Source organism: Streptomyces sp. G45 (genome assembly GCF_049542095.1).
Classification (GTDB): Bacteria; Actinomycetota; Actinomycetes; order Streptomycetales; family Streptomycetaceae; genus Streptomyces.
In genome coordinates this window covers 1643084-1666675 of sequence record NZ_JBMUZU010000001.1, presented here as the reverse complement: position 1 = coordinate 1666675, position 23592 = coordinate 1643084, and the positions used below count along the sequence as shown (strand labels likewise).

The following is a 23592-nucleotide window of genomic DNA, read 5'->3' as shown; positions in this document are numbered from 1 at the left end:
CCGTGAAGAGGGGTCCTCCGGAGACGCGGCCGCGAGCGGCCCCCCCTCCGTGGCGGTGCCGCTCCCGGGGAGACGGCCGCAAAGGGCGCCTCTCCGTAGTGACGGCCCGCGTGAGTGACGGCCCGCGTGTCCGGATGGCAGAAACCGTGGGGTGCCCGTCATTGCGGCCCCGTCCCGCCCCGCCAAGAATCGACGCATGGCGCAGCGAACCGTCCTCGTCGTCCTCTTCGACGGCGTACAGAGCCTCGACGTCACCGGACCCGCGGAGGTGTTCGGCGGCGCCACCGATCCGCACGGCGACCCCGCCTACCGGGTGCGCACCGCCTCCCTGGACGGCGCCCCCGTACGCACCTCCAGCGGCCTGACCGTGGTCCCGGACGGCACCCTGGACGGCAGCCCCGCGCCCCACACCCTGCTCGTCCCCGGCGGCCAGGGCACCCGCCCGGACAGCCCCGCGCTCGTCGACTGGCTGCGCGCCCACGGCCCGCGCGCCAAGCGCCTGGTCTCGGTGTGCACCGGCGCGATCCTGCTCGCCCGGGCGGGCCTGCTCGACGGCCGCCGCGCCACGACCCACTGGGCGTACTGCGACACGCTCGCCCGCGACCACCCGGCCGTCGAGGTCGACCCGGACCCCATCTACGTACGCGACGGAAACCTGGCCACGTCGGCGGGCGTCACGGCGGGCATCGACCTGGCGCTCGCGCTCGTCGAGGAGGACCTGGGCCGCGACATGGCGCTCACCATCGCCCGCTACCTGGTGGTGTTCCTGCGCAGGCCCGGCAACCAGGCGCAGTTCAGCGCCCAGCTGGCCGCGCAGACCGCGCAGCGCGAGCCGCTGCGCGAGGTCCAGCAGTGGATCACCGAGCACCCCGGCGACGACCTGAGCGTCGAGCGGCTCGCCGCCCGCGCCCGGCTCTCGCCGCGCCACTTCGCCCGCGCCTTCCAGGCGGAGACCGGCATGACGCCCGGCCGGTACGTCGACCGGGTCCGCGTCGAGCACGCCCGCCGCCTCCTGGAGGACACCTCGCGCGGCGTCGAGGAGGTCTCCCGCGCCTGCGGCTACGGCACCCCGGAGACCATGCGCCGCGCCTTCCTGAAGGCGCTCGGCACCAGCCCGGCCGAGTACCGCCGCCGCTTCCACGCGCCCCCGCCCGAGTTCCGGCCCACCACCAAGGAGCCCGCATGCAGATAGCCATCGCCCTCTACGAGCGCTTCACCGCCCTCGACGCCATCGGCCCGTACCAGACGCTCGGCGGCATCGAGGGCGCGGAGGTCGTCTTCGTCGCCGAGCGCACCGGCCCCGTGCGCGACGACAGCGGGCGCCTCGCCCTGGTCGCCGACAAGTCCTTCGCCGACGTGCCCCGCCCCGACGTCCTGGTCGTGCCGGGCGGCCCCGGCCAGAGCGACCAGATGGAGAACGAGGCGCTGCTCGACTGGCTGCGCACCGCCGACGCCACCAGCACCTGGACGACGTCCGTGTGCACCGGCTCCCTGGCGCTGGCCGCCGCGGGCCTGCTCACCGGCCGCACCGCGACCTCCCACTGGCTGGCCCTCGGCGAGCTGGACAAGCTCGGCGTGCGCCCGTCCAAGGAGCGGGTGGTCTTCGACGGCAAGTACGTGACGGCCGCCGGGGTGTCGTCCGGCATCGACATGGGCCTGGCGCTCGTGGGCCGCATCGCGGGCGACGAGCGCGCCCAGGCGATCCAGCTCATCACCGAGTACGACCCGCGGCCGCCGTACGACGCGGGCTCGCCGGACAAGGCGCCCGCCCACCTGGTGGAGATGTTCCGCGAGCAGAGCCGCTTCGGTACCGCCCGGCGGGCGTAGCCGGGCGCCGGGGCGACGGCCGCGGTCAGCCCCGCGCGCCGGGCGCCACGGTCCAGGTGAAGTGCGGCTGCCTGCGCTCCAGGAAGGCGGCGACCCCCTCCGCGGTGTCGCCGCTGCCGCGCACCTGCCGCGCCCAGTGCGCGTCCCGGTCGGTGCGGCCCGCGGTGAACTCCTTCGCCGCCGCCTGCGTGAGCAGGGAGCGGGCGGCCAGGACGCGGGTGAACTCCTTGACGCGCCCGTCCAGCTCACCGGCCGGGAGCACCTCGTCCACCAGGCCGGTGCGCAGCGCCCGCGCCGCGTCGACGGGCTAGCCGGAGAACAGCAGGTACTTGGCCGTCGACGGTCCGACGAGCTGGGTGAGGCGGCGCGTCGACGACGCCGCGTAGACGATGCCCAGCTTCGCCGGGGTGATCGCGAACGAGGCGCCCTCGTCGGCGAAGCGCAGGTCGCAGGCCGCCGCGAGCTGGCAGCCGCCGCCCACGCAGAACCCGCGCACGGCCGCGAGCGTCGGCTTGGGGAACGCCGCGAGCGCCTCCTCGGCCCGCACCGCCAGCTCCTGCGCCCGCCCCGGCTCGGTCCGCAGGCCGGAGATGTCCGCGCCCGCGCAGAACGTGTCGCCCGCGCCCGTCAGGACCAGCGCCCGCACCGCCGGGTCCGCGGCGAGCGCGTCGAGCAGCGGCGGCAGCGCCCGCCACATGTCCGTCGTCATGGCGTTGCGCTTGGCCGGGTGGTCGATGACGACGGTGGCGACGCCGTCCGCGACGGCCTGCCTCAGGTGCGGCTCCATGCGCCGGATGCTATCCGCACCCCGTGACCGTACGATCAGGAAGGGGCGGCTTCGCACGGGCCCGGTACGGGCCGCGTACGGCGGACGGAGGCGCTCATGTTCGGACGCAGTCACTCCGGGTCCCCGGACCCGCGGCCCGGGGCGGACCCGGGTGCCCTGCGCCGCAGCTTCGGCCTGCTGGCGGTGCTCGGCGTGATCCTGGCGGTCGCGGGCCTCGTCGGCCTGGTCTACGTGGGCGTGGCCACGCTCACCTCGATGCTCCTGTTCGGCTGGCTGCTGCTGGTGGGCGGGTTCGTGGCGCTGCTGCACGCGGTGCAGTCGCGGGGCACGAGCTTCTTCTGGCTCGGCGTGGTGGTGGCCGCCCTGAACCTGGCGGCGGGCGTCGTCGTCATCCGCAGGCCGGACGTGGCGGCGGAGGCGCTGACGATGTTCGCGGCGCTGCTGTTCCTCACCGGCGGTGTGTTCCGGCTCGTCGGCAGCCTGGTGGTGCGCGGCCCGCAGATGGCGGTGACGCTCCTTCAGGGCGCCTTCGACCTGCTCCTCGGCGTCCTGGTGCTCGCCGAGTGGCCGAGCAGCAGCCAGTACGTCATCGGCTGCTTCTTCTCGCTGGCGTTGCTCTTCGACGGCCTCGGGCTGCTGGCGACGGGCATCGGCGCCCGGCGCATCATCAGCCTGGTCTCCGACCGCGCGGGCGGCGACGGCGCCGGGGACACCGGGACGGAGGGTGCCGCCGGGGCCCGTGAGGGGCGGGAAGCCGTACAACCTGAAGAACCCGGGAAGGCGGCACAACCGGGCCAGGAGCAGTCGCACAACTGACGCCGCCATGCGGCGTCGATCAAATCCCGTCGATAGTCGCTGACTTCTGGTCAGTAGGACGGGACGGACCTGGGCGTTCCCAACACTCGACGTGTGGTGACAATCGAGCGCGAGGGCGGGGACCGGGCGATGGAGAACGGCGGGAGCGGGCCTGGCCCACTTCCTCGGGGCGGCGGGCAGGTGCCGTACGAGGGGGTGTGGCGGTTCACCGCCCCCGCTGTGGACGCCTCGGTGCCGCAGGCGCGGCACGCGGTGCGCGACCTGCTCGCACGCCAGGGTGTCCCGGCCCCCGACGACCTCGTACAGGGCCTGCTGCTGATCGTCTCCGAGCTGGTCACCAACGCCGTGCGGCACGCGGCGCTGCTGTCGCCGATGCTCGCGGTGGAGGTGGCGGTGGGCGCGGAGTGGGTGCGGGTGTCCGTGGAGGACAACCACCCCTACCGCCCGACGGCCCTGGTGGCCGACCACGGCCAGACCGGCGGGCGGGGCCTGCTGCTCGTCCGGGAGATCACCCGCGAGGCGGGCGGGGCCTGCGACGTCGAGCACACGGCGAGCGGGGGCAAGGTCATCTGGGCGGCCCTGCCCCTGAAGCCCGTCTGACGGTCCTCGGCCGACCGCCTGGCGGCGCGGGCTACCAGCCCGTGCCCGGGCCCGTCAGCTCCTTGATGGCGGGGCGCGCCGCGTCCAGGACGGTCATGAACCACGCCGAGAACGGGTCCTTGGCGTGCCGCTCGGCCAGCTCCGCCGCCGTGACGAACGCGATGGCGCCGACCTCGGCCGGGTCCGGGCGCGGCTCGGCCTGCACCATGCCGACGAACAGGTGGTTGTACTCCTGCTCCACCAGGCCCGACGCCGGGTCCGGGTGGTTGTAGCGCACCGTGCCCGCCTCGGCGAGCAGCGACGGGGAGACGCCCAGCTCCTCGAACGTGCGCCGGGCGGCGGCCGCGAACGGCGCCTCGCCCGGATAGGGGTGCCCGCAGCAGGTGTTGGACCACACACCGGGGGAGTGGTACTTGCCGAGCGCCCGCTGCTGGAGCAGCAGCCGCCCCTGCTCGTCGAAGAGGAAGACGGAGAACGCCCGGTGCAGCTGACCGGGCGCCTGATGAGCGGCGAGCTTCTCCGCCGTGCCGATGGTCCTGCCGTCCTCGTCGACGAGCTCAAGCAGGATTGTCTCTGAGGTGCCGTTCGACGAGCTGTGCGCCGCGGTGGCAGGTGTGATCGGCATACTCATCCTTCGCTTCGGTCTCGGATTGCCCAGTCTGCCGTACGACACCGACGCTCCCGGCACTCCGGGGGCCCCGCATGTCCCGTCCGCGCCGGGCGCGGACGGGACACGCGGGGCGCGGCGGGTCAGACGCCGAACGCCGCCGGGTAGGTGATCGTGCCCCGGGGCACGGGCGCGGAACCGTTAGTTCCGTCGGATCCGTCGAGGACGAGCGCCATCATCGCCTCGTCCGGCACCTCGAAACTTGGCCGAATCCCGTACCGCGAGGCCGGGACGAAGCCGAACCGCGGATAGTAGCCGGGGTGGCCGAGCACCAGGACCAGACGCTCACCACTGGCGCGCGCGGCGCCCAGGACGGCGCGCACGACCGCCGAACCCGCTCCCGAGCGCTGGTACGCCGGTAGCGCGGCCACGGGCGCCAGGCACAGCGCCGGTGCGCCGTCCACGTGGCAGCGGGTGATGAGGGCGTGCGCCACGACCTCCCCCTCGGGGGTCTCGGCGACGTACGACATGCCCTCCAGCCACGCCTCGGGGTCCGCGCGCAGCGCGTCCACCAGGTCGGCCTCCGCCTCGGTGGGGAAGGCCGCGGCGTTCACGGCGTGCACGGCCGCGCGGTCGGCGCCGGACGGCTCCTCGGGCCGGGTGCGCCAGCCGTCGCCCGCGGGGCGGAGCACATAGCCGGTGTAGCCGTACTCCGCCGCGTGGTCGCGCCGCATCGCGAGTTCCTCGCGGGTGGCGGCCAGCGCCGCGGCCATGCCGGGCGCCTTGGGGTCGGCCGCGTCGGCGCGGGCCCGCAGCGGGGCGTAGTACTCCTCCCAGTCGGACTCCGGCTGGGGCACCGCGCCCACCACGGAGTACCCGGCCGCGAGCGCGGCCCGCGCGTTGTCGTGCGCGGTCCGCAGCCGGTAGTGCCGGTCCCAGAAGGCGCGGGCCGCGTCGGACGGGGCGTCGGTGGTCCACTCGCACTCGGTGACCACGAGCGTGCCGCCCGGGGCGAGCAGCCTGCGCCAGGACCGCAGCGCGGTGTCGAAGCCAATGTTGTAGACCGAGCTCTCGGCCCAGACCAGGTCGAACGACCCGTCGGGGAAGGGCAGGTCGCCCATGTCGGCGGCGAGCGTACGGATGGAGTCGGCGAGACCGCGGGCCTCCGCGGCCTCGCGCAGCTCCGCGAGGAACGGCTCGTGCAGGTCGACGGCCGTCACCTCGGCGCCCGCCTCGGCGGCGAGCAGCAGCGCCGCGCGGCCGGGGCCGCAGCCTAGGTCGAGCACGCGCGGCCGGGCGGGCAGCTCACCGGCGAGGGCGAGCAGGCGCGGCCGGGCGGGCAGCTCACCGGCGAGGGCGAGCAGGCGCCGGGTGGTGGCGTCGGAGCCGGGGCCCTGCCGGGGAAGGCCGTGGTGCAGGGCGAAGAAGGCGTTCTCGACCGCGGTGTCGTACGCGGTCTCGTGGGCGTTCTGGATGTCGTGCTGAGTCAACGGTGGAAACCCTTGAGTGAAAGGGCCCGGCCGTCACGTACGGGCGTACCGCGCGTGTGGTGCGCGTACGGAAAGGCGTACGGAGGATCAGCCGTGGGCCCGGGAAGTGGGGATGCTCGCGTCGCTGCGCAGCGCAGCGCGGACCGCGACAGTCATCAACCCACCTCCTTCTTCCTGGCCGGGTACCCGGCGCTCAAGGTCGTTGGCCACCATACCACCGTCAGTGACAGAGTTCAGCGGCAGGGATCAGTGACAGGGCTCAGTGGCAGAGCTTCGGCTCGTGCTCCGCGTGGCCGCTCGGCTCCAGTTGGAACGTGCAGTGCTCGACGTCGAAGTGGTCGCCGAGGCAGCCCTGGAGGTCGTGCAGCATCTTCTCGTGGCCGATGGCGCTCAGCGTCTCGGTGCTCACCACGACGTGCGCGGACAGCACCGGCATGCCCGACGTGATGGTCCAGGCGTGCAGGTCGTGGACGTCCTCGACGCCGGGCAGGGCCAGGATGTGGGCGCGCACCTCGGCCATGTCGACGCCCTTGGGCGCCGCTTCGAGCAGCACGTTCAGGGTCTCGCGCAGCAGCTTCCAGGTGCGCGGGACGATCATGAGGCCGATGACGATCGAGGCGATCGGGTCGGCCGCCTGCCAGCCCGTGAGCAGGATCAGCGCCGCCGAGACGAGCACGGCCACCGAGCCGAGCGCGTCCGCCATGACCTCAAGGAAGGCGCCGCGCACATTGAGGCTGTCCTGCTGGCCGCGCATCAGCAGCGCCAGCGAGACCAGGTTCGCCACCAGGCCGATCAGGCCGAAGACGATCGTCAGGCCGCCCTCGGTCTCGGACGGCGTGACGAACCGCTGGACCGCCTCGTACAGGACGTAGCCGCCGACGCCGAAGAGCAGCAGGCAGTTGGCGAGCGCCGCGAGGATCTCGGCGCGGGCGTAGCCGAAGGTCCGGTTCTCGCTCGCCGGGCGGTTCGCGACGTGGATGGCGAGCAGGGCCATGCCGAGGCCGAGCGCGTCCGTGGCCATGTGCGTCGCGTCCGCGATCAGCGCGAGCGAATCCGCGACGATGCCGCCGACGATCTCCACCACCATGACGGTGAGCGTGATCGTCAGGGCGATGCGCAGCCGCCCCCGGTACGCGGCGGTCGCCGTGCCGCTCGCGGGCGGCGCGTGGCCGTGGTCGTGTCCAGCCCCCATGGCGCGGTCCTTCCGTGTCGGGATTCCTCCGTGGTCGCGATCTCAGTGAACTACGGGTGGGGGGTATGTGCAACACGCTTCTGAACACCGTTGTCATATGCTGTGACCTGCGTAAACGCTTAAAGCGGCGATCCGCAGGTCAGGGCGCCGACTACGGGGCGACGTCCGCTCGCGGGGCTAGCCGCGCCGGGCGTCGGGGTGGCGCAGGCACCAGCCCGCCCACGCCGACTCGACCATCTCGCGCACCCCGCGCCGCGCAGTGAAGCCCAGTTCCTTGGCGGCGAGGCGCACGTCCGCCACGGCGTGCGGCGCGTCGCCGGGGCGCCGCGGCTCGATCACCGGGGCGCGCCGGTCGCCGGTGACCTCCCCGATGACAGTGATGAGTTCGCGTACGGAAACGCCCTCGCCGCGGCCGATGTTCACCGTCAGATCGGTGCCGGGCGCGGCCGGGCGGCGCGCGGCGGCCAGATGGGCCTCGGCCAGGTCGCTCACGTGGATGTAGTCGCGCACACAGGTGCCGTCCGGTGTCGGGTGGTCCGTGCCGAAGATCCGCGGGGCCTCGCCGCGGGTGAGCCGGTCGAAGACCATCGGGATCACGTTGAAGATCCCGGTGTCGGCCAGGTCGGGGCGCCCGGCGCCCGCCACGTTGAAGTAGCGCAGACAGGTCGTCGTGATCCCGTGTGCCCGCCCCGCCGCGCGCACCAGCCACTCACCGGCCAGCTTCGTCTCGCCGTACGGACTCACCGGCGCGCATGGCGTCCGCTCGGAGACCAGCGCGTCCGGCGCGCCCCCGAGCGGCGGATCGCCGTACACCGCGGCGGACGACGAGAACACGAACCGGTCGATCCCCGCCCCGGCGACCACGTCGAGCAGCGTCACCAGGCCCCCGACGTTCTCCCGGTAGTAGCGCAGCGGCTGCTCCACCGACTCCCCGACCTGCTTGCGCGCCGCCAGGTGCACCACGCCCGTCACCGCGTGCTCCGCGCACACCCGGCGCAGCAGCTCCCCGTCGAGCGCCGACCCCCGTACGAGCGGAACGTCCGACGGCAGCCGCTCCGGCACCCCGGAGGAGACGTCGTCCAGCACCACGACCCGCTCCCCGGCACCCGTCAGGGACCGCGTCACATGTGCCCCGATATATCCCGCCCCACCTGTGATCAGCCATGTCATGGGCGTCCACCTTAGGCGGGGTTGAGCGGGTCCGGGCCCTCGCGGTTTGTGGCCGCGGGCCGCCATCGACCATGATGATCAGGGCGCCCGCGGCCCCAGCGGACCGCGCTGACCGGAGCGTGAACGGGCGGTGAACGCCCGCTTCCCATCATCCGATAGCCTCTGCCGACATGCCGCCCGGCCGCGCCGAGACGCTGAGGCCGGGTGCCCCCCGTCACGCACGTGCCCGCGCGAGCCGCGCCGGTATCCAAGGAGTGAGTTCGTCTGTCGACCGCCATCCTCACCGGCCGACCGGTGCCCGGTTCGCCGCTCGAAGGCGATCTGCGGTCCCTCGGCTTCGACGTGCACACCGCCCTGGACGCGGCCGACGCCGAGGCGCTCGTGCGCTCCGTCCCCGCCGACCAGCGCGTCGCCGTCGTCGACACCCGCTTCGTGGGCCACGTCCACGCGCTGCGCCTGGGTCTGACCGATCCGCGCTTCGCGGTCTCCGCCGTGACCGGCGCGGTGACCGCCAAGCCCGAGGCCCGCGCGGCGCTCACGCGGGCGCTGGGCGCGGCGGTCGGCACGGGCGCCACCACCGGCGGCACGGGCGGCACGCTCAGCGCCGTCGGCGCCGTGCCCGACAAGATCGCCGCCGCCATCGAGGCCGACCCCGCCGCCCGGGTCGCCGTGCACCGGCCCGACCTTGGCACCCTCGTCGCGGCCGTGCCCGAAGGGCCCGAGGCCCGCAACGCCGCGCGCCAGTCCGTCGCCGCCGTCGACGAGGAGGCGGTGCGCCTGCGCAGCGCGGTCAAGGCCCGCGACGGGTTCTTCACCACATTCTGCATCAGCCCCTACTCCCGCTACCTCGCGCGCTGGTGCGCCCGCCGGGGCCTCACGCCGAACCAGGTCACCACGGCCTCGCTGCTCGTCGCCCTGGTCGCGGCGGGCTGCGCGGCCACCGGCACCCGCGGCGGCTTCGTCGCGGCGGGCCTGCTGCTCCTCTTCTCCTTCGTCCTGGACTGCACCGACGGCCAGCTCGCCCGCTACTCCCTCCAGTACTCCACGCTGGGCGCCTGGCTGGACGCGACCTTCGACCGCGCCAAGGAGTACGCCTACTACGCGGGCCTCGCGCTCGGCGCGGCCCGCGGCGGCGACGACGTGTGGGCGCTGGCGCTCGGCGCGATGGTCCTGCAGACCTGCCGCCACGTCGTGGACTTCGCCTTCAACGAGGCCAACCACGACGCCACCGCCAACACCAGCCCCACCGCCGCCCTCTCCGACCGGCTCGACAGCCGCGGCTGGACGGTCTGGGCCCGCCGCATGATCGTGCTGCCCATCGGCGAGCGCTGGGCGCTGATCGCCCTCCTGACGGCGCTCACCACCCCGCGCGTCACGTTCACCGTGCTCCTGATCGGCTGCGGCCTCGCCGCCTGCTACACCACCGCGGGCCGCGTCCTGCGCTCCCTGACCCGCAAGGCGAAGCGCACCGACCGCGCGGCCACGGCCCTCGCCGACCTGGCCGACACCGGACCGCTGGCCGCGGCCGTCGCCGCGCTCAAGGGCGCCCCGGCGCTCGCCCCGGCCCTCGCCTTCCTCGGGGGCGCCGCCGTCGTCGGCACCGCCGCCCTCACCTCGTACGGCAGCGCCTGGCCCGTCGTCGGCGCCGCCGTCTACGCGATCACCTCGGGCCTGGCCGTCTCCCGCCCCCTCAAGGGCGCCCTCGACTGGCTGGTTCCGCCGTTCTTCCGCGCCGCCGAGTACGGGACCGTACTGGTACTGGCAGCCAAAGCGGACGTGAACGGGGCGCTTCCCGCGGCTTTCGGCCTGGTGGCCGCGGTCGCCTACCATCACTACGACACCGTGTACCGCATTCGCGGTGTCGTAGCGCCCCCGCGCTGGCTGGTGCGGGTGATCGGCGGGCACGACGGCAGGACGCTGGCGGTCACGCTGGCCGCCGCCCTGCTGACAAACACAGAGTTCACCGCCCTGCTCACGGCGCTCGCCGTGGCCGTGGCCCTCGTGGTGCTCGTCGAGAGCATCCGCTTCTGGGTGACCGCGCACAACCGTGGCGCACCCGCCGTACACGATGAAGGAGAACCCGCATGATCGGCCTCGTCCTGGCCGCCGGCGCCGGCCGGCGTCTGCGCCCCTACACCGAAACGCTGCCGAAGGCGCTGGTGCCCGTGGTGGGCGAGGGAACCGAGAACGAGCTGGCCGTCCTCGACCTCACCCTGAAGAACTTCGCGGAGATCGGCCTGACCGAGGTCGCGGTCATCGTCGGCTACCGCAAGGAGGCCGTGTACGCGCGCAAGGAGGCCCTGGAGGCCAAGTACGGCGTCAAGCTCACCCTCATCGACAACGACAAGGCCGAGGAGTGGAACAACGCCTACTCCCTGTGGTGCGGCCGTGATGCCATCAAGCACAGCGTGATCCTCGCCAACGGCGACACCGTGCACCCGGTCTCCGTCGAGAAGACCCTGCTCGCCGCCCGCGGCGACGGCAAGAAGATCATCCTCGCCCTCGACACGGTGAAGCAGCTCGCCGACGAGGAGATGAAGGTCGTCGTCGACCCCGACAAGGGCGTCCAGAAGATCACCAAGCTGATGGACCCGGCCGAGGCCACCGGCGAGTACATCGGCGTCACCCTCATCGAGGGCGAGGCCGCCGACGAGCTGGCCGACGCCCTGAAGACCACCTTCGAGCGCGACCCCGACCTGTACTACGAGGACGGCTACCAGGAGCTCGTCAACCGCGGCTTCAAGGTCGACGTCGCGCCCATCGGCGACGTCAAGTGGGTCGAGATCGACAACCACGACGACCTCGCCAAGGGACGTGAGATCGCGTGCCAGTACTGACGAGGCTCATCCCCTCGCCGGTCGTCGTCGACATCCGGGCGGGGGCGCTCAACGACCTCGCGAGCGTCCTCGCCGACCAGCGGATCTGCTCGGCGACCGGCAAGCTGGCCATCGCCATCAGCGGCGGCTCGGGCGCGGTGCTCCGCGAGCGCCTCGCCCCGTCGCTGCCGAACGCCGAGTGGTTCGAGGTCGGCGGCGGCACGCTCGACGACGCCATCAAGCTCGCCGACGCCCTGAAGAAGGGGCGCTACGACGCCCTCGTGGGCCTCGGCGGCGGCAAGATCATCGACTGCGCCAAGTTCGCCGCCGCGCGCGTGGGCCTGCCGCTGGTCGCCGTCGCGACGAACCTGTCGCACGACGGCCTGTGCTCGCCCGTCGCGACCCTCGACAACGACGCGGGCCGCGGCTCGTACGGCGTGCCGAACCCGATCGCCGTCGTCATCGACCTCGACGTCATCCGCGAGGCCCCGGTGCGCTTCGTGCGCTCGGGCATCGGCGACGCCGTCTCGAACATCTCCTGCATCGCCGACTGGGAACTCGCCAACCGCGAGACCGGCGAGGCCATCGACGGCCTGGCCGCCGCCATGGCCCGGCAGGCGGGCGAGGCGGTGCTGCGCCACCCCGGCGGCGTCGGCGACGACGGCTTCCTCCAGGTGCTCGCCGAGGGGCTCGTCCTCACCGGCATCGCGATGTCCGTCTCCGGCGACTCCCGTCCGGCGTCCGGAGCCTGCCACGAGATCAACCACGCCTTCGACCTCCTGTTCCCCAAGCGGGCGGCGAGCCATGGCGAGCAGGTCGGTCTCGGTGCGGCCTTCGCGATGCACCTGCGTGGTGCCCACGAGGAGTCCGAGCAGATGGCCGAGGTGCTGCGCCGCCACGGCCTGCCGGTGCTCCCCGCGGAGATCGGCTTCACCGTGGACGAGTTCGTCCAGGTCGTGGAGTACGCGCCGCAGACCCGCCCGGGCCGCTACACGATCCTCGAACACCTCAATCTGAACCACGACCAGATCAAGGACGCATACGCCGACTATGCCAAGGCCATCGGTAGCTGAACTCCGGCCCGTCGTTCACCCCGCCGGGGTGAAGGACCGCCGCAGCGGTGAGCACTGGGCGGGACGCCTGTACATGCGAGAGATCTCGCTGCGCTGCGACCGCTACCTGGTGAACACCAGGATCACGCCCAACCAGCTCACCTATCTGATGACCGTCGCGGGCGTCCTCGCGGCCCCGGCCCTGCTCGTTCCGGGGATCTGGGGCGCCGTGCTCGGCGTCGTCGCCGTTCAGCTCTACCTGCTGCTCGACTGCGTCGACGGCGAGATCGCCCGCTGGCGCAAGCAGTACTCGATGTCCGGGGTGTACCTGGACCGCGTCGGCGCCTACCTGTGCGACGCCGCGGTCCTGGTCGGCTTCGGGCTGCGCGCCGCCGACCTGTGGGGGTCCGGGCGGATCGACTGGCTGTGGGCCTTCCTCGGCACCCTGGCCGCGCTCGGCGCGATCCTCATCAAGGCCGAGACCGACCTGGTCGGCGTCGCCCGGCACCAGCAGGGCCTGCCGCCGGTGCAGGAGTCGGCGTCCGTGCCGCGCGCCTCCGGAGTGGCCCTCGCCCGCAAGGCGGCCGCCGCGCTGAAGTTCCACCGGCTGATCCTCGGCATCGAGGCGTCCCTGCTGATCCTGGTCCTCGCGGTCGTGGACGCGGTCCGCGACGACCTGTTCTTCTCGCGCCTGGGCGTCGCCGTCCTGGCGGGCATCGCCCTCCTCCAGACGGTGCTGCACCTGGTGTCCATCCTCGCGTCGAGCAGGCTGAAGTGAGCACCCCTGCCGAGCGGCTGCGGGTCGGCGCGGTCGTCATCACCATGGGCAACCGCCCGCAGGAGCTGCGCGCCCTCCTCGACTCGGTCGCCAAGCAGGAGGGCGACCCTGTCGAGGTGGTCGTGGTCGGCAACGGCGCGCCCGTGCCGGACGTCCCCGCGGGCGTCCGCACCGTGGAGCTGCCCGAGAACCTGGGCATCCCCGGCGGCCGCAACGCGGGCATCGAGGCCTTCGGGCCCGGCGCCCGCGACGTGGACGTCCTGCTGTTCCTCGACGACGACGGCCTCCTGGCGCACACCGACACCGCGCGGCTGTGCCGCGAGGCCTTCGCCGCCGACCCCCAGCTCGGCATCATCAGCTTCCGCATCGCCGACCCGGACACCGGCGCCACCCAGCGCCGCCACGTGCCGCGGCTGCGCGCCTCCGACCCGATGCGGTCCTCGCGCGTGACGACGTTCCTCGGCGGCGCCAACGCCGTGCGCACCCGGGTCCTCCAGGAGGTCGGCGGGCTGCCGGAGGCCTTCTTCTACGCGCACGAGGAGACCGACCTGGCCTGGCGGGCCCTCGACGCGGGCTGGCTGATCGACTACCGCGCGGACATGGTCCTGCACCACCCGACCACGGCCCCCTCCCGGCACGCGGTCTACCACCGAATGGTGGCCCGCAACCGCGTCTGGCTCGCCCGCCGCAACCTGCCCGCGCCCCTGATCCCCGCGTACCTGGGCGTGTGGCTGCTCCTGACCCTGGCCCGGCGCCCCTCGCGGCCCGCGCTGCGCGCCTGGTTCGGCGGCTTCAAGGAGGGCTGGACGAGCCCGTGCGGGCCGCGCCGCCCCATGAAGTGGCGCACGGTGTGGCGGCTGACCCGACTGGGCCGCCCTCCCGTCATCTGACAAGCTCGGATCTGAGAACATTCGGGCCGTATCCCGGTCCGCGGCCCACACCCACGCCCGACCGGCCGTGCACTTGAAGACGAAAGTTTCCACTCGTGAGTGAGACAACGCAGGACGGTGGCGTCGCCGTGACCGCGCCACCGTCGCCCGACGACGGGCTTACCCCGGCCGAGCTCGCCGCCAAGTACGGCCTGGCCGTCAGCGGCGCCCGTCCGGGACTCGTGGAGTACGTCCGCCAGCTCTGGGGGCGACGCCACTTCATCCTCGCCTTCTCCCAGGCGAAGCTGACCGCCCAGTACAGCCAGGCCAAGCTCGGCCAGCTCTGGCAGGTCGCGACCCCGCTGCTCAACGCGCTGGTCTACTTCCTGATCTTCGGCCTGATCCTCAAGGCCGACCGCGGGATGTCGCGTGAGGTGTACATCCCGTTCCTGGTGACGGGTGTGTTCGTCTTCACCTTCACACAGAGCTCGGTCATGGCGGGCGTCCGCGCGATCTCGGGCAACCTCGGCCTGGTGCGGGCGCTGCACTTCCCGCGCGCCTCGCTGCCCATCTCGTTCTCGCTCCAGCAGCTCCAGCAGCTGCTGTTCTCGATGATCGTGCTGTTCGTGGTGGCGATCGGCTTTGGCAGCTACCCGCGCCTGTCCTGGCTCCTGATCGTGCCGGTCCTGGCGCTCCAGTTCCTCTTCAACACCGGCCTCGCCCTGGTCATGGCCCGCCTCGGCAGCAAGACCCCGGACCTGGCCCAGCTGATGCCGTTCGTGATGCGTACGTGGATGTACGCGTCCGGCGTGATGTTCTCCATCCCGGTGATGCTCAAGGAGCACCCGGCGTGGATCGCCGACATCCTCCAGTGGAACCCGGCGGCCATCTACATGGACCTGATGCGCTTTGCGCTGATCGACGGCTACGGCTCGGAGAACCTGCCGCCGCACGTCTGGGCGGTCGCGCTCGGCTGGGCCGTGCTCGTCGCCCTCGGCGGCTTCGTCTACTTCTGGAAGGCAGAGGAGCGGTACGGCCGTGGCTGAGGACAAGAACGCGGGCCGCACCCATGTGCCCACGGTCATCGCGGATGAGCTGCACATCGTCTACCGGGTCAACGGCGGCAAGACCGGCAGGGGCAGTGCGACGGCGGCGCTGAGCCGGATCATCAGGCGGGGCGAGTCCCCGGGCGTGCGCAAGGTGCACGCGGTGCGCGGGGTGAGCTTCACGGCGTACCGGGGTGAGGCGATCGGGCTGATCGGGTCGAACGGGTCGGGCAAGTCGACGCTGCTGCGGGCGATCGCGGGGCTGCTGCCCGCCGAGCGCGGCAAGGTCTACACCGACGGCCAGCCCTCCCTGCTGGGGGTGAACGCGGCGCTGATGAACGATCTGACCGGGGAGCGCAACGTGATCCTGGGCGGTCTGGCGATGGGCATGAGCCGCGAGCAGATCAAGGCCCGCTACCAGGAGATCGTGGACTTCTCGGGCATCAACGAGAAGGGCGACTTCATCACGCTGCCGATGCGCACGTATTCCTCGGGCATGGCGGCGCGGCTGCGGTTCTCCATCGCCGCCGCCAAGGACCACGACGTGCTGATGATCGACGAGGCGCTCGCCACGGGTGACCGCAAGTTCCAGAAGCGCTCCGAGGCCCGCATCCGCGAGCTGCGCAAGGAGGCGGGCACGGTGTTCCTGGTCAGCCACAACAACAAGTCGATCCGTGACACCTGCGACCGGGTGCTGTGGCTGGAGCGCGGTGAGCTGCGGATGGACGGGCCGACCGACGAGGTCCTGAAGGAGTACGAGAAGTTCACCGGCAAGTAACCGGATGGCCGCCCCCGGGGCGGCCGGACGAGCGGGGCCCCGCCAGGATCATCTGGCGGGGCCCTGACATGTTTTCAGCCATGGTGCTCGCCTCAAGTCATGTGAGCTCAGGGAAGATTGAAGCCAATCGGTGCGTTCTTGTGATGTGCGGAACGCCCCGACGAACCGCTGTGCGTTGTACAACGTAAGCTGTACCGGTGCTGATTCGCGGCAAGTGGGGCGATATCGCTCCCTGCCTGGGGGTGACGCACGGTCCGCCGCGCGACGGCCTTGGCGGCGTGTCCGAAATAGGATGTATTGGGTCGGCAGTGTAGAACGGGAGATGTGACGGCAATGGCTACGGACGATCTCCGGCTCCGCGATGCGTCCGCCGTCCTCGCCAAGGCCGCGGACGAGAACTTCCCCGTGGCCCCGTTCTTCCTCCCGCGCGCCTGGCGCGAGGACCTCATGGCCGTCTACGGCTTCGCCCGCCTGGTCGACGACATCGGCGACTCCGACCTGGAGCGGGGCACCGCCCACGCCCGCTACCTGGGCCTTGACCCGGCCGCCGCCGGTGACCCGCTGGCCCTCCTGGACGCCTTCGAGGCCGACCTGCGCAAGGTCTTCGCCCCCGGGCAGCAGCCCGGCCACCCGCTGCTGCGGGCCCTGGAGCCCACCGTCCGGCGCCGCGACCTGACCCCCGAGCCGTTCCTCGGACTGATCGCCGCCAACCGCCAGGACCAGGTCGTCAAGAGGTACGAGACCTACGACGACCTGCTCGCCTACTGCGAGCTGTCCGCCAACCCGGTCGGCCGCCTGGTCCTCGCCATCACCGGCACCGCCACGCCCGAGCGCGTCCGCCTTTCCGACGCCGTGTGCACCGGGCTGCAGATCGTGGAACACCTCCAGGACGTGCGCGAGGACCTCGCGCGCGACCGCGTCTACCTCCCCCTCGAAGACATGAAGAGGTTTCATGTCCAGGAACGGGACCTGGGCGTGCCTACGGCAGGCGCGTCGGTGCGCGCACTGGTTGCATATGAAGCGGAACGCGCCCATCGCCTCCTGAATGAAGGCATCCCCCTGGTGGGTAGCGTCCACGGCAGACTCAAGCTGCTGCTGGCAGGGTTCGTGGCAGGGGGAGGGCGGCCGTCACCGCGATCGCCGCCGCGGGATACGACGTACTTCCAAGGCCGCCGAAGCCCACGAAGCCGCGCTTGCTGCGCGAGGTGGGTGCGGTTCTGCGAGGAGAGGGGTGAGCCGGACCGTGGAGTCAGAACCTCGCGTGTCCGCGCCGGTACTCGCCGCGTACAGCTATTGCGAGGCCGTGACCGGGCAGCAGGCCAAGAATTTCGCGTACGGCATCAGGTTGCTGCCGACGCCCAAGCGGCGCGCGATGTCCGCGCTCTACGCGTTCTCGCGGCGCGTGGACGACATCGGTGACGGCGCGCTCGCACCGGACGTGAAGCAGACGCGGCTCGACGAGACCAGGGCGGTGCTCACCCGGATCCGCGACGGAGCGGTGGAGGAGGACGACACCGACCCGGTGGCGGTGGCGCTGAGCCACGCCGCCCGGCACTTCCCCATCCCGCTCGGCGGGCTCGACGAACTCATCGACGGCGTCCTGATGGACGTGCGCGGCGAGACCTACGAGACCTGGGACGACCTGAAGGTCTACTGCCGCTGCGTGGCCGGAGCCATCGGCCGCCTCTCGCTCGGCGTGTTCGGTACGGAACCGGGGGCGCAGCACGCGGAGCGCGCGCCGGAGTACGCCGACACGCTCGGTCTCGCGCTCCAACTCACCAATATCCTCAGGGACGTTCGCGAGGACGCCCTGGAGGGGCGCACCTACCTTCCGGCAGAGGACCTCGCCAAGTTCGGCTGCTCCGCCGGGTTCTCCCGGTCCGAGCCGCCCGCCGGATCGGACTTCGCGGGCCTCGTCCACTTCGAGGTGCGCCGCGCCCGGGCCCTGTTCGCCGAGGGCTACCGCCTGCTGCCCATGCTCGACCGGCGCAGCGGCGCCTGCGTCGCCGCCATGGCGGGCATCTACCGCCGCTTGCTCGACCGGATCGAGCGGGAGCCGGAAGCGGTCCTTCGGGGCCGCGTTTCGTTGCCGGGCCGGGAGAAGGCGTATGTCGCCGTGCGCGGTCTGTCCGGGTTCGACGCGCGCAGCGTCTCCCGGGGGAGCGTCAGGAGGCGTACGTGACGCGCACCCGTGCCGACGCCGGGGCGCACGGTCCGGGCCGCCGCAAACGGCGGGCAACCCTCCGCATGACCTTGGCGTCCCAGACTGCGACCGCCGAAAGTGAGGATGCATGAGGCAGGACGACCGGTCGCCGCGCCCGGGGCGCTTCGCTGAGAAGGGCGAGGCGGATCCTCGTCCGGCCGCGGCGCCGTCGCGCCCGGACACGCAGTCCGCCTCCGGTGACCGAACGGCGTCCGGGCTCCAGGTGAACGGGTCCACGGGCGAAGCGGCCCGTGCCGACCGGGTCGCGGCCACGGCCTCCCTCAGCGCGGCGGCCGACGCCGCCCCGGGCGCCCGGTCCAGTGAAGGCGCCCCCGCCAGCAACCGTGCCGTGGTCGTCGGCGGCGGGCTCGCCGGGATCACCGCCGCGCTCGCCCTCGCCGACGCGGGCCTCGCCGTGACGCTGCTCGAAGGGCGGCCGCGCCTGGGCGGGCTCGCCTTCTCCTTCCAGCGCGGCGACCTCACCGTCGACAACGGCCAGCACGTCTATCTGCGCTGCTGCACCGCCTACCGCTGGTTCCTCGACCGCGTCGAGGGCGCGCACCTGGCACCGCTCCAGGACCGCCTCGACGTACCCGTGCTCGACGCCGACACCAACCGCCTCGGACGGCTGCGCCGCACCGCGCTGCCCGTGCCGCTGCACCTGGCCGCGAGCCTCGCCACGTACCCGCATCTGTCGCTCGCCGAGCGCGCCCAGGTGGGCCGCGCGGCGCTCGCCCTCAAGGGGCTCGACCCGGCCGATCCGGCGCTGGACAGCCAGGACTTCGGCAGCTGGCTGGCCGCGCGCGGCCAGTCGGCGCGCGCCATCGAGGCCCTGTGGGACCTCGTGGGCGTCGCCACCCTGAACGCCGTCGCGGGCGACGCCTCGCTCGGGCTCGCCGCGATGGTGTTCAAGACCGGGCTGCTCTCGGACCCGGGCGCCGCCGACATCGGCTGGGCGCGGGTGCCCCTCGGTGAACTCCATGACCGCCTGGCCCGCAAGGCGCTCGACTCCGCGGGCGTCCGTACCGAACTGCGAACACGTGTCACCTCCATCTCGCGTACTAAGAACGGCTGTTGGAGCGTGGAGGTTCCCGGCGAACGCGTCGAGGCCGAAACCGTCGTCCTCGCCGTGCCCCAGTCCGAGACCCACGACCTGCTCCCGGACGGCGCCCTGGACGAGCCCGACCGGCTGCTCGCCATCGACACGGCGCCGATCCTGAACGTCCACGTCGTGTACGACCGGAAGGTCCTCAAGCGGCCCTTCTTCGCCGCGCTCGGCTCGCCCGTGCAGTGGGTCTTCGACCGGACCGACGCCTCGGGCCTCAGCGAGGGGCAGTACCTCGCGGTGTCCCAGTCGGCGGCCAAGGACGAGATCGACGCGCCCGTGGCCGCGCTGCGCGAGCGCTATCTGCCGGAGCTCGAGCGGCTCCTGCCCGCCGCGCACGGCGCACGCGTCAAGGACTTCTTCGTGACCCGGGAGCGCACCGCCACGTTCGCGCCGACCCCGGGCGTCGGCCGCCTGCGACCGGGCGCGCACACCAAGGCGCGCGGCCTGTACCTGGCGGGCGCGTGGACGGCGACCGGCTGGCCCGCGACGATGGAAAGCGCTGTACGCAGCGGAATCTCCGCCGCCCGGGCCGCTCTGACCGCACTGGACCGCCCCCGCGGCCATCTCTTCGAGGAGGCGGCGTGACCCTCGACCTCCTGGGGCCATCGCCCCGGACCCCCAGCACCGGAACAAGAGGAGAAACTGTGCCGACTGTGCCCTCGGCCGAATCGGCCGCTGTGGACGTGACCTCGCTCCTTGAGCGGGGCCGGACGCTGGCCACCCCGGTGCTGCGGTCCGCGGTGGACCGCCTCGCGCCGCCCATGGACACCGTCGCCGCCTACCACTTCGGCTGGATCGACGCCGAAGGCAACCCGGCCGACGGTGACGGCGGCAAGGCCGTGCGCCCCGCGCTCGCGCTGCTCTCGGCCGAGGCCGCGGGCGCGCCCCCGCAGACCGGCGTGCCCGGCGCGGTGGCCGTGGAGCTGGTGCACAACTTCTCGCTGCTGCACGACGACCTCATGGACGGCGACGAGCAGCGCCGCCACCGCGACACCGTATGGAAGGTGCACGGCCCCGCACAGGCGATCCTCGTCGGCGACGCCCTGTTCGCCCTCGCCAACGAGGTTCTCCTGGAACTCGGCACCGTCGAGGCGGGCCGCGCCACGCGCCGTCTGACCACCGCCACGCGCGCCCTCATCGACGGCCAGGCCCAGGACATCTCCTACGAGCACCGCGAGCGGGTCACCGTCGAGGAGTGCCTGGAGATGGAGGGCAACAAGACGGGCGCCCTGCTCGCCTGCGCGGTCTCCATCGGCGCCGTGCTCGGCGGCGCGGACGACGCCACCGCCGACACCCTGGAGAAGTACGGCTACCACCTCGGGCTCGCCTTCCAGGCCGTCGACGACCTGCTCGGCATCTGGGGCGACCCGGAGGCCACCGGCAAGCAGACCTGGAGCGACCTGCGCCAGCGCAAGAAGTCGCTGCCCGTGGTGGCCGCGCTCGCCGCGGGCGGCCCCGCCTCCGAGCGGCTCGGCGAGCTGCTCGCCGCCGACGCCAAGAGCAATGACTTCGACAGCTTCTCCGAGGAGGAGTTCGCCGCGCGCGCCGCGCTCATCGAGGAGGCGGGCGGCCGCGAGTGGACCGCCGAGGAGGCCCGGCGGCAGCACACCGTCGCCCTCGAGGCCCTGGACGCGGTCCAGATGCCGGACCTGGTGCGGGCGCAGCTCACCGCGCTCGCCGACTTCGTCGTCGTACGGAAGAGATGATCACTATCGGGCACACCTGACTCGCAGTCGCCGAGCACCGCCGGGTGAAGGCGGTGTCCGACGGCGGACCCAGCAGAGAAAAAGCACTGCATCGAAGGGGAAGCCATGACAGCGACGACCGACGGTTCCACCGGAGCGGTGACGCCCCGCGCGGCCTCGGCCACCGAAACAACCGACACCACCCCCGGGGCGGCCGGGGCACCGGAAGCCGCCAAACGCGCCATACAACGGTCCACCGAGTTCCTGCTGTCCCGCCAGGACCCCCAGGGCTGGTGGAAGGGCGACCTGGAAACCAACGTGACCATGGACGCCGAGGACCTGTTGCTCCGTCAGTTCCTGGGCATCAGGGACGAGTCGACCACGCGCGCCGCCGCGCTCTTCATCCGCGGCGAGCAGCGCGACGACGGCACCTGGGCCACCTTCTTCGGCGGGCCCGGCGAACTGTCCACCACCATCGAGGCGTATGTCGCGCTGCGCCTGGCCGGGGACGCGCCCGACGAGCCGCACATGGCCAGAGCCGCCTCCTGGATCAGAGACCAGGGCGGCATCGCCGCGGCCCGGGTCTTCACCCGCATCTGGCTCGCCCTGTTCGGCTGGTGGAAGTGGGACGACCTGCCCGAACTCCCGCCGGAACTCATCTACTTCCCGAAGTGGTTCCCGCTCAACATCTACGACTTCGGCTGCTGGGCGCGGCAGACCATCGTGCCGCTGACGATCGTCTCCGCCAAGCGCCCGGTGCGCCCGGCGCCGTTCCCGCTCGACGAGCTGCACACCGACCCGCGCGTCCCCAACCCCGCCAAGCCCCTTGCCCCCGTGGCGAGTTGGGGCGGCGTCTTCCAGCGCCTCGACAAGGCGCTGCACCTCTACCACAAGGTCGCGCCGCGGTCGCTGCGCAGGGCGGCGATGAACAGCGCCGCGCGCTGGATCATCGAACGGCAGGAGAACGACGGCTGCTGGGGCGGCATCCAGCCCCCGGCCGTGTACTCGATCATCGCGCTGCACCTGCTGGGCTACGACCTCGACCACCCGGTCCTGAAGGCGGGCATCGAGTCCCTCGACCGGTTCGCGGTGTGGCGCGAGGACGGCGCCCGCATGATCGAGGCCTGCCAGTCGCCGGTGTGGGACACCTGTCTGGCCACCATCGCGCTCGCCGACGCCGGAGTGCCCGCCGACCACCCGCAGTTGGTGAAGGCCGCCGACTGGATGCTGGGCGAGCAGATCGTGCGGCCCGGCGACTGGGCGGTGCGCAAGCCCCATCTCACGCCCGGCGGCTGGGCGTTCGAGTTCCACAACGACAACTACCCCGACATCGACGACACCGCCGAGGTCGTGCTCGCGCTGCGCCGCGTCGCCCACCCCGACCAGCGGCGCATGGACAGCGCGGTCGCCCGGGGCGTGCACTGGAACCTGGGCATGCAGTCGAAGAACGGCGCCTGGGGCGCCTTCGACGTCGACAACACCAGTCCGCTGCCGAACAAGCTGCCGTTCTGCGACTTCGGCGAGGTCATCGACCCGCCGTCCGCCGACGTGACCGCGCACGTCGTGGAGATGCTCGCCTACGAGGGCAAGTCCCACGACCCGCGCACCCGCCGCGGCATCGAGTGGCTGCTCACCGAACAGGAGGCGAGCGGCGCCTGGTTCGGCCGCTGGGGCGTCAACTACGTCTACGGCACGGGCTCCGTGGTGCCCGCCCTGGTCGCCGCGGGCCTGCCCGCCTCGCACGGCGCGATCCGGCGCGCGGTGGCCTGGCTGGAGTCGGTGCAGAACGACGACGGCGGCTGGGGCGAGGACCTGCGCTCGTACCGCGAGGAGAAGTGGATCGGGCACGGCGAGTCCACCGCCTCGCAGACCGCCTGGGCGCTGATCGCGCTGCTCGCCGCAGGGGAGCAGGACTCCAAGGCCGTCGAGCGGGGCGTCGCGTGGCTCGTCGAGACCCAGCGCGCCGACGGCTCCTGGGACGAGCCGTACTTCACCGGGACCGGCTTCCCCTGGGACTTCTCCATCAACTACCACCTCTACCGGCAGGTCTTCCCGCTGACCGCGCTCGGCCGGTACGTCAACGGAGAGCCGCGCGTCGGCTCCGGCAAGGGGAGCTGATGTCCACGGACCCGGCCCCGCCGGGGCCCGCGCCGCTCCTCGTCGCCTGTGCGCTCGGCATCGAGCACCTCGCCCTGCGCACCGGCGAGCGGGGCGGCGCGAGCGGTCCCGTGACCGTGCTGCGCACGGGCATGGGGCCCAAGGCCGCCGGGCGCGCCGTCACCAGGGCGCTCGGCAGGGACGCCCTGCGGGACGCCGCCGTCGTGGCCACTGGCTTCTGCGCCGGGCTTGCCCGGGGATGCACCCGGGGGACCTGGTCGTCGCCGAGGAGACCCGGCACGACGGCGGCCGCACCCCGTGCGTGGGCACCGAACTCCTGGTGAAGGAACTGGTGCGGACCGTGCCCGACCGCACGGTGCACACCGGGCCGCTGACCGGCTCCGACCACGTGGTGCGCGGCCACGAGCGCGGCGAGCTGCTCGCCACGGGTGCGATCGCCGTCGACATGGAGTCCGCCGCCACACTGCACACCGCCGTGACCGCCGGACCCCGCCCGGTGGCGGCCGTCCGGGTGGTCGTCGACGCCCCCCAGCACGAACTCGTCCGCATCGGCACGGTGCGCGGTGGAATGAAGGCCTTCCGCGTCCTGCGTGCCGTGCTTCCCGCTTTCTTTGAATGGCACCGTTCTTCGTTGCTCCCCCGGAGGTGAG

At 72.7% G+C, this 23592-nt stretch carries 19 protein-coding genes and 3 pseudogenes; 17 read left to right on the top strand and 5 right to left on the bottom strand.

From position 1 onward, the window contains the following. Positions 1–196 precede the first annotated feature (196 nt). Positions 197–1192 (top strand): GlxA family transcriptional regulator, encoded by a 996-nt coding sequence (locus ACOBQU_RS06605; protein WP_423624952.1) that lies wholly within the window; start codon positions 197–199, stop codon positions 1190–1192. After that, positions 1183–1827: a DJ-1/PfpI family protein gene (locus ACOBQU_RS06600; RefSeq protein ID WP_423624951.1), complete on the top strand. Its 645-nt coding sequence runs from the start codon at positions 1183–1185 to the stop codon at positions 1825–1827. The genes ACOBQU_RS06605 and ACOBQU_RS06600 overlap by 10 nt, the downstream gene beginning before the upstream one ends. A 25-nt stretch (positions 1828–1852) precedes the next feature. On the opposite strand, the pseudogene ACOBQU_RS06595 reads toward ACOBQU_RS06600, so the two are convergent. Continuing rightward, positions 1853–2614, bottom strand: a pseudogene (locus tag ACOBQU_RS06595) (enoyl-CoA hydratase/isomerase family protein). 96 nt (positions 2615–2710) lie between these two features. Here ACOBQU_RS06595 and ACOBQU_RS06590 point away from each other — a divergent pair. Together ACOBQU_RS06590 and ACOBQU_RS06585 are read left to right on the top strand one after the other, a co-directional pair. Then, positions 2711–3430 carry an HdeD family acid-resistance protein gene (locus tag ACOBQU_RS06590; protein WP_423624950.1) on the top strand — a complete coding sequence of 240 codons (720 nt, stop codon included), beginning with the start codon at positions 2711–2713 and terminating at the stop codon, positions 3428–3430. 129 nt (positions 3431–3559) lie between these two features. Beyond that, a complete protein-coding gene (locus tag ACOBQU_RS06585) occupies positions 3560–4030 on the top strand; it encodes an ATP-binding protein (protein ID WP_423634298.1) in 471 nt (156 codons plus the stop codon). 31 nt (positions 4031–4061) lie between these two features. On the opposite strand, the gene idi is transcribed toward ACOBQU_RS06585, so the two are convergent. The 4 genes from idi to galE all read right to left on the bottom strand — a co-directional run bounded on the left by idi (position 4062) and on the right by galE (position 8489). Continuing rightward, positions 4062–4655 (bottom strand): isopentenyl-diphosphate Delta-isomerase, encoded by a 594-nt coding sequence (gene idi, locus ACOBQU_RS06580; RefSeq protein ID WP_423624949.1) that lies wholly within the window; start codon positions 4653–4655, stop codon positions 4062–4064. A 125-nt stretch (positions 4656–4780) separates the two neighbouring features. After that, positions 4781–6127, bottom strand: coding sequence for a GNAT family N-acetyltransferase (locus tag ACOBQU_RS06575; protein WP_423624948.1), 1347 nt, complete (start codon positions 6125–6127; stop codon positions 4781–4783). A 259-nt stretch (positions 6128–6386) separates the two neighbouring features. Continuing rightward, a complete protein-coding gene (locus ACOBQU_RS06570) occupies positions 6387–7319 on the bottom strand; it encodes a cation diffusion facilitator family transporter (RefSeq protein WP_423624947.1) in 933 nt (310 codons plus the stop codon). Between the two features lie 177 nt (positions 7320–7496). Next, complete coding sequence (galE, locus tag ACOBQU_RS06565) at positions 7497–8489, bottom strand: UDP-glucose 4-epimerase GalE (protein WP_423624946.1); 993 nt, start codon at positions 8487–8489, stop codon at positions 7497–7499. 264 nt (positions 8490–8753) lie between these two features. Between galE and ACOBQU_RS06560 the strand changes: the two genes are divergently transcribed. The 13 genes and pseudogenes from ACOBQU_RS06560 (at position 8754) to ACOBQU_RS06500 (ending at position 23591) form a co-directional block, all read left to right on the top strand. Further along, positions 8754–10577 carry a DUF5941 domain-containing protein gene (locus ACOBQU_RS06560; protein WP_423634296.1) on the top strand — a complete coding sequence of 608 codons (1824 nt, stop codon included), beginning with the start codon at positions 8754–8756 and terminating at the stop codon, positions 10575–10577. Continuing rightward, complete coding sequence (locus ACOBQU_RS06555) at positions 10574–11326, top strand: sugar phosphate nucleotidyltransferase (RefSeq protein WP_423624945.1); 753 nt, start codon at positions 10574–10576, stop codon at positions 11324–11326. The genes ACOBQU_RS06560 and ACOBQU_RS06555 overlap by 4 nt, the downstream gene beginning before the upstream one ends. Beyond that, positions 11314–12378, top strand: coding sequence for an iron-containing alcohol dehydrogenase family protein (locus tag ACOBQU_RS06550; RefSeq protein ID WP_423624944.1), 1065 nt, complete (start codon positions 11314–11316; stop codon positions 12376–12378). Before ACOBQU_RS06555 ends, ACOBQU_RS06550 begins: the two co-directional genes overlap by 13 nt. Further along, positions 12356–13135 carry a CDP-alcohol phosphatidyltransferase family protein gene (locus ACOBQU_RS06545; RefSeq protein WP_423624943.1) on the top strand — a complete coding sequence of 260 codons (780 nt, stop codon included), beginning with the start codon at positions 12356–12358 and terminating at the stop codon, positions 13133–13135. The genes ACOBQU_RS06550 and ACOBQU_RS06545 overlap by 23 nt, the downstream gene beginning before the upstream one ends. Positions 13136–13152: 17 nt before the next feature. Next, positions 13153–14025 (top strand): glycosyltransferase family 2 protein, encoded by an 873-nt coding sequence (locus tag ACOBQU_RS06540; protein WP_423634294.1) that lies wholly within the window; start codon positions 13153–13155, stop codon positions 14023–14025. A 95-nt stretch (positions 14026–14120) separates the two neighbouring features. Beyond that, the gene (locus ACOBQU_RS06535; RefSeq protein WP_423624942.1) at positions 14121–15050 is read left to right on the top strand and encodes an ABC transporter permease; all 930 of its coding nucleotides are present in this window, start codon (positions 14121–14123) and stop codon (positions 15048–15050) included. Further along, positions 15043–15828 carry an ABC transporter ATP-binding protein gene (locus tag ACOBQU_RS06530; protein ID WP_423624941.1) on the top strand — a complete coding sequence of 262 codons (786 nt, stop codon included), beginning with the start codon at positions 15043–15045 and terminating at the stop codon, positions 15826–15828. The genes ACOBQU_RS06535 and ACOBQU_RS06530 overlap by 8 nt, the downstream gene beginning before the upstream one ends. Positions 15829–16161: 333 nt before the next feature. Then, positions 16162–17063, top strand: a pseudogene (gene hpnC, locus ACOBQU_RS06525) (squalene synthase HpnC). Continuing rightward, positions 17060–18010 carry a presqualene diphosphate synthase HpnD gene (gene hpnD / locus ACOBQU_RS06520; RefSeq protein ID WP_423624940.1) on the top strand — a complete coding sequence of 317 codons (951 nt, stop codon included), beginning with the start codon at positions 17060–17062 and terminating at the stop codon, positions 18008–18010. Before hpnC ends, hpnD begins: the two are co-directional and overlap by 4 nt. A gap of 109 nt (positions 18011–18119) precedes the next feature. Next, positions 18120–19724, top strand: a complete 1605-nt coding sequence (hpnE, locus tag ACOBQU_RS06515) for a hydroxysqualene dehydroxylase HpnE (protein ID WP_423624939.1) — start codon at positions 18120–18122, stop codon at positions 19722–19724. Continuing rightward, positions 19721–20845 carry a polyprenyl synthetase family protein gene (locus ACOBQU_RS06510; protein WP_423624938.1) on the top strand — a complete coding sequence of 375 codons (1125 nt, stop codon included), beginning with the start codon at positions 19721–19723 and terminating at the stop codon, positions 20843–20845. Before hpnE ends, ACOBQU_RS06510 begins: the two co-directional genes overlap by 4 nt. 105 nt (positions 20846–20950) lie before the next feature. Then, entirely contained in the window at positions 20951–22942 is a 1992-nt protein-coding gene (gene shc / locus ACOBQU_RS06505) for a squalene--hopene cyclase (protein WP_423624937.1), read from the top strand. After that, positions 22942–23591: pseudogene (locus tag ACOBQU_RS06500) on the top strand (1-hydroxy-2-methyl-2-butenyl 4-diphosphate reductase). Before shc ends, ACOBQU_RS06500 begins: the two are co-directional and overlap by 1 nt. Position 23592 lies beyond the last annotated feature (1 nt).

Bases quoted from the DNA above. Each gene is read 5' to 3' on its own strand.
- ACOBQU_RS06605 (WP_423624952.1), top strand. From the start codon at position 197: ATGGCGCAGCGAACCGTCCTCGTCGTCCTCTTCGACGGCGTACAGAGC.
- hpnE (WP_423624939.1), top strand. From the start codon at position 18,120: ATGAGGCAGGACGACCGGTCGCCGCGCCCGGGGCGCTTCGCTGAGAAG.
- ACOBQU_RS06590 (WP_423624950.1), top strand. From the start codon at position 2,711: ATGTTCGGACGCAGTCACTCCGGGTCCCCGGACCCGCGGCCCGGGGCG.
- shc (WP_423624937.1), top strand. From the start codon at position 20,951: ATGACAGCGACGACCGACGGTTCCACCGGAGCGGTGACGCCCCGCGCG.
- ACOBQU_RS06570 (WP_423624947.1), bottom strand. From the start codon at position 7,319: ATGGGGGCTGGACACGACCACGGCCACGCGCCGCCCGCGAGCGGCACG.
- ACOBQU_RS06585 (WP_423634298.1), top strand. From the start codon at position 3,560: ATGGAGAACGGCGGGAGCGGGCCTGGCCCACTTCCTCGGGGCGGCGGG.
- ACOBQU_RS06545 (WP_423624943.1), top strand. From the start codon at position 12,356: ATGCCAAGGCCATCGGTAGCTGAACTCCGGCCCGTCGTTCACCCCGCC.
- galE (WP_423624946.1), bottom strand. From the start codon at position 8,489: ATGACATGGCTGATCACAGGTGGGGCGGGATATATCGGGGCACATGTG.
- idi (WP_423624949.1), bottom strand. From the start codon at position 4,655: ATGCCGATCACACCTGCCACCGCGGCGCACAGCTCGTCGAACGGCACC.
- ACOBQU_RS06555 (WP_423624945.1), top strand. From the start codon at position 10,574: ATGATCGGCCTCGTCCTGGCCGCCGGCGCCGGCCGGCGTCTGCGCCCC.
- ACOBQU_RS06600 (WP_423624951.1), top strand. From the start codon at position 1,183: ATGCAGATAGCCATCGCCCTCTACGAGCGCTTCACCGCCCTCGACGCC.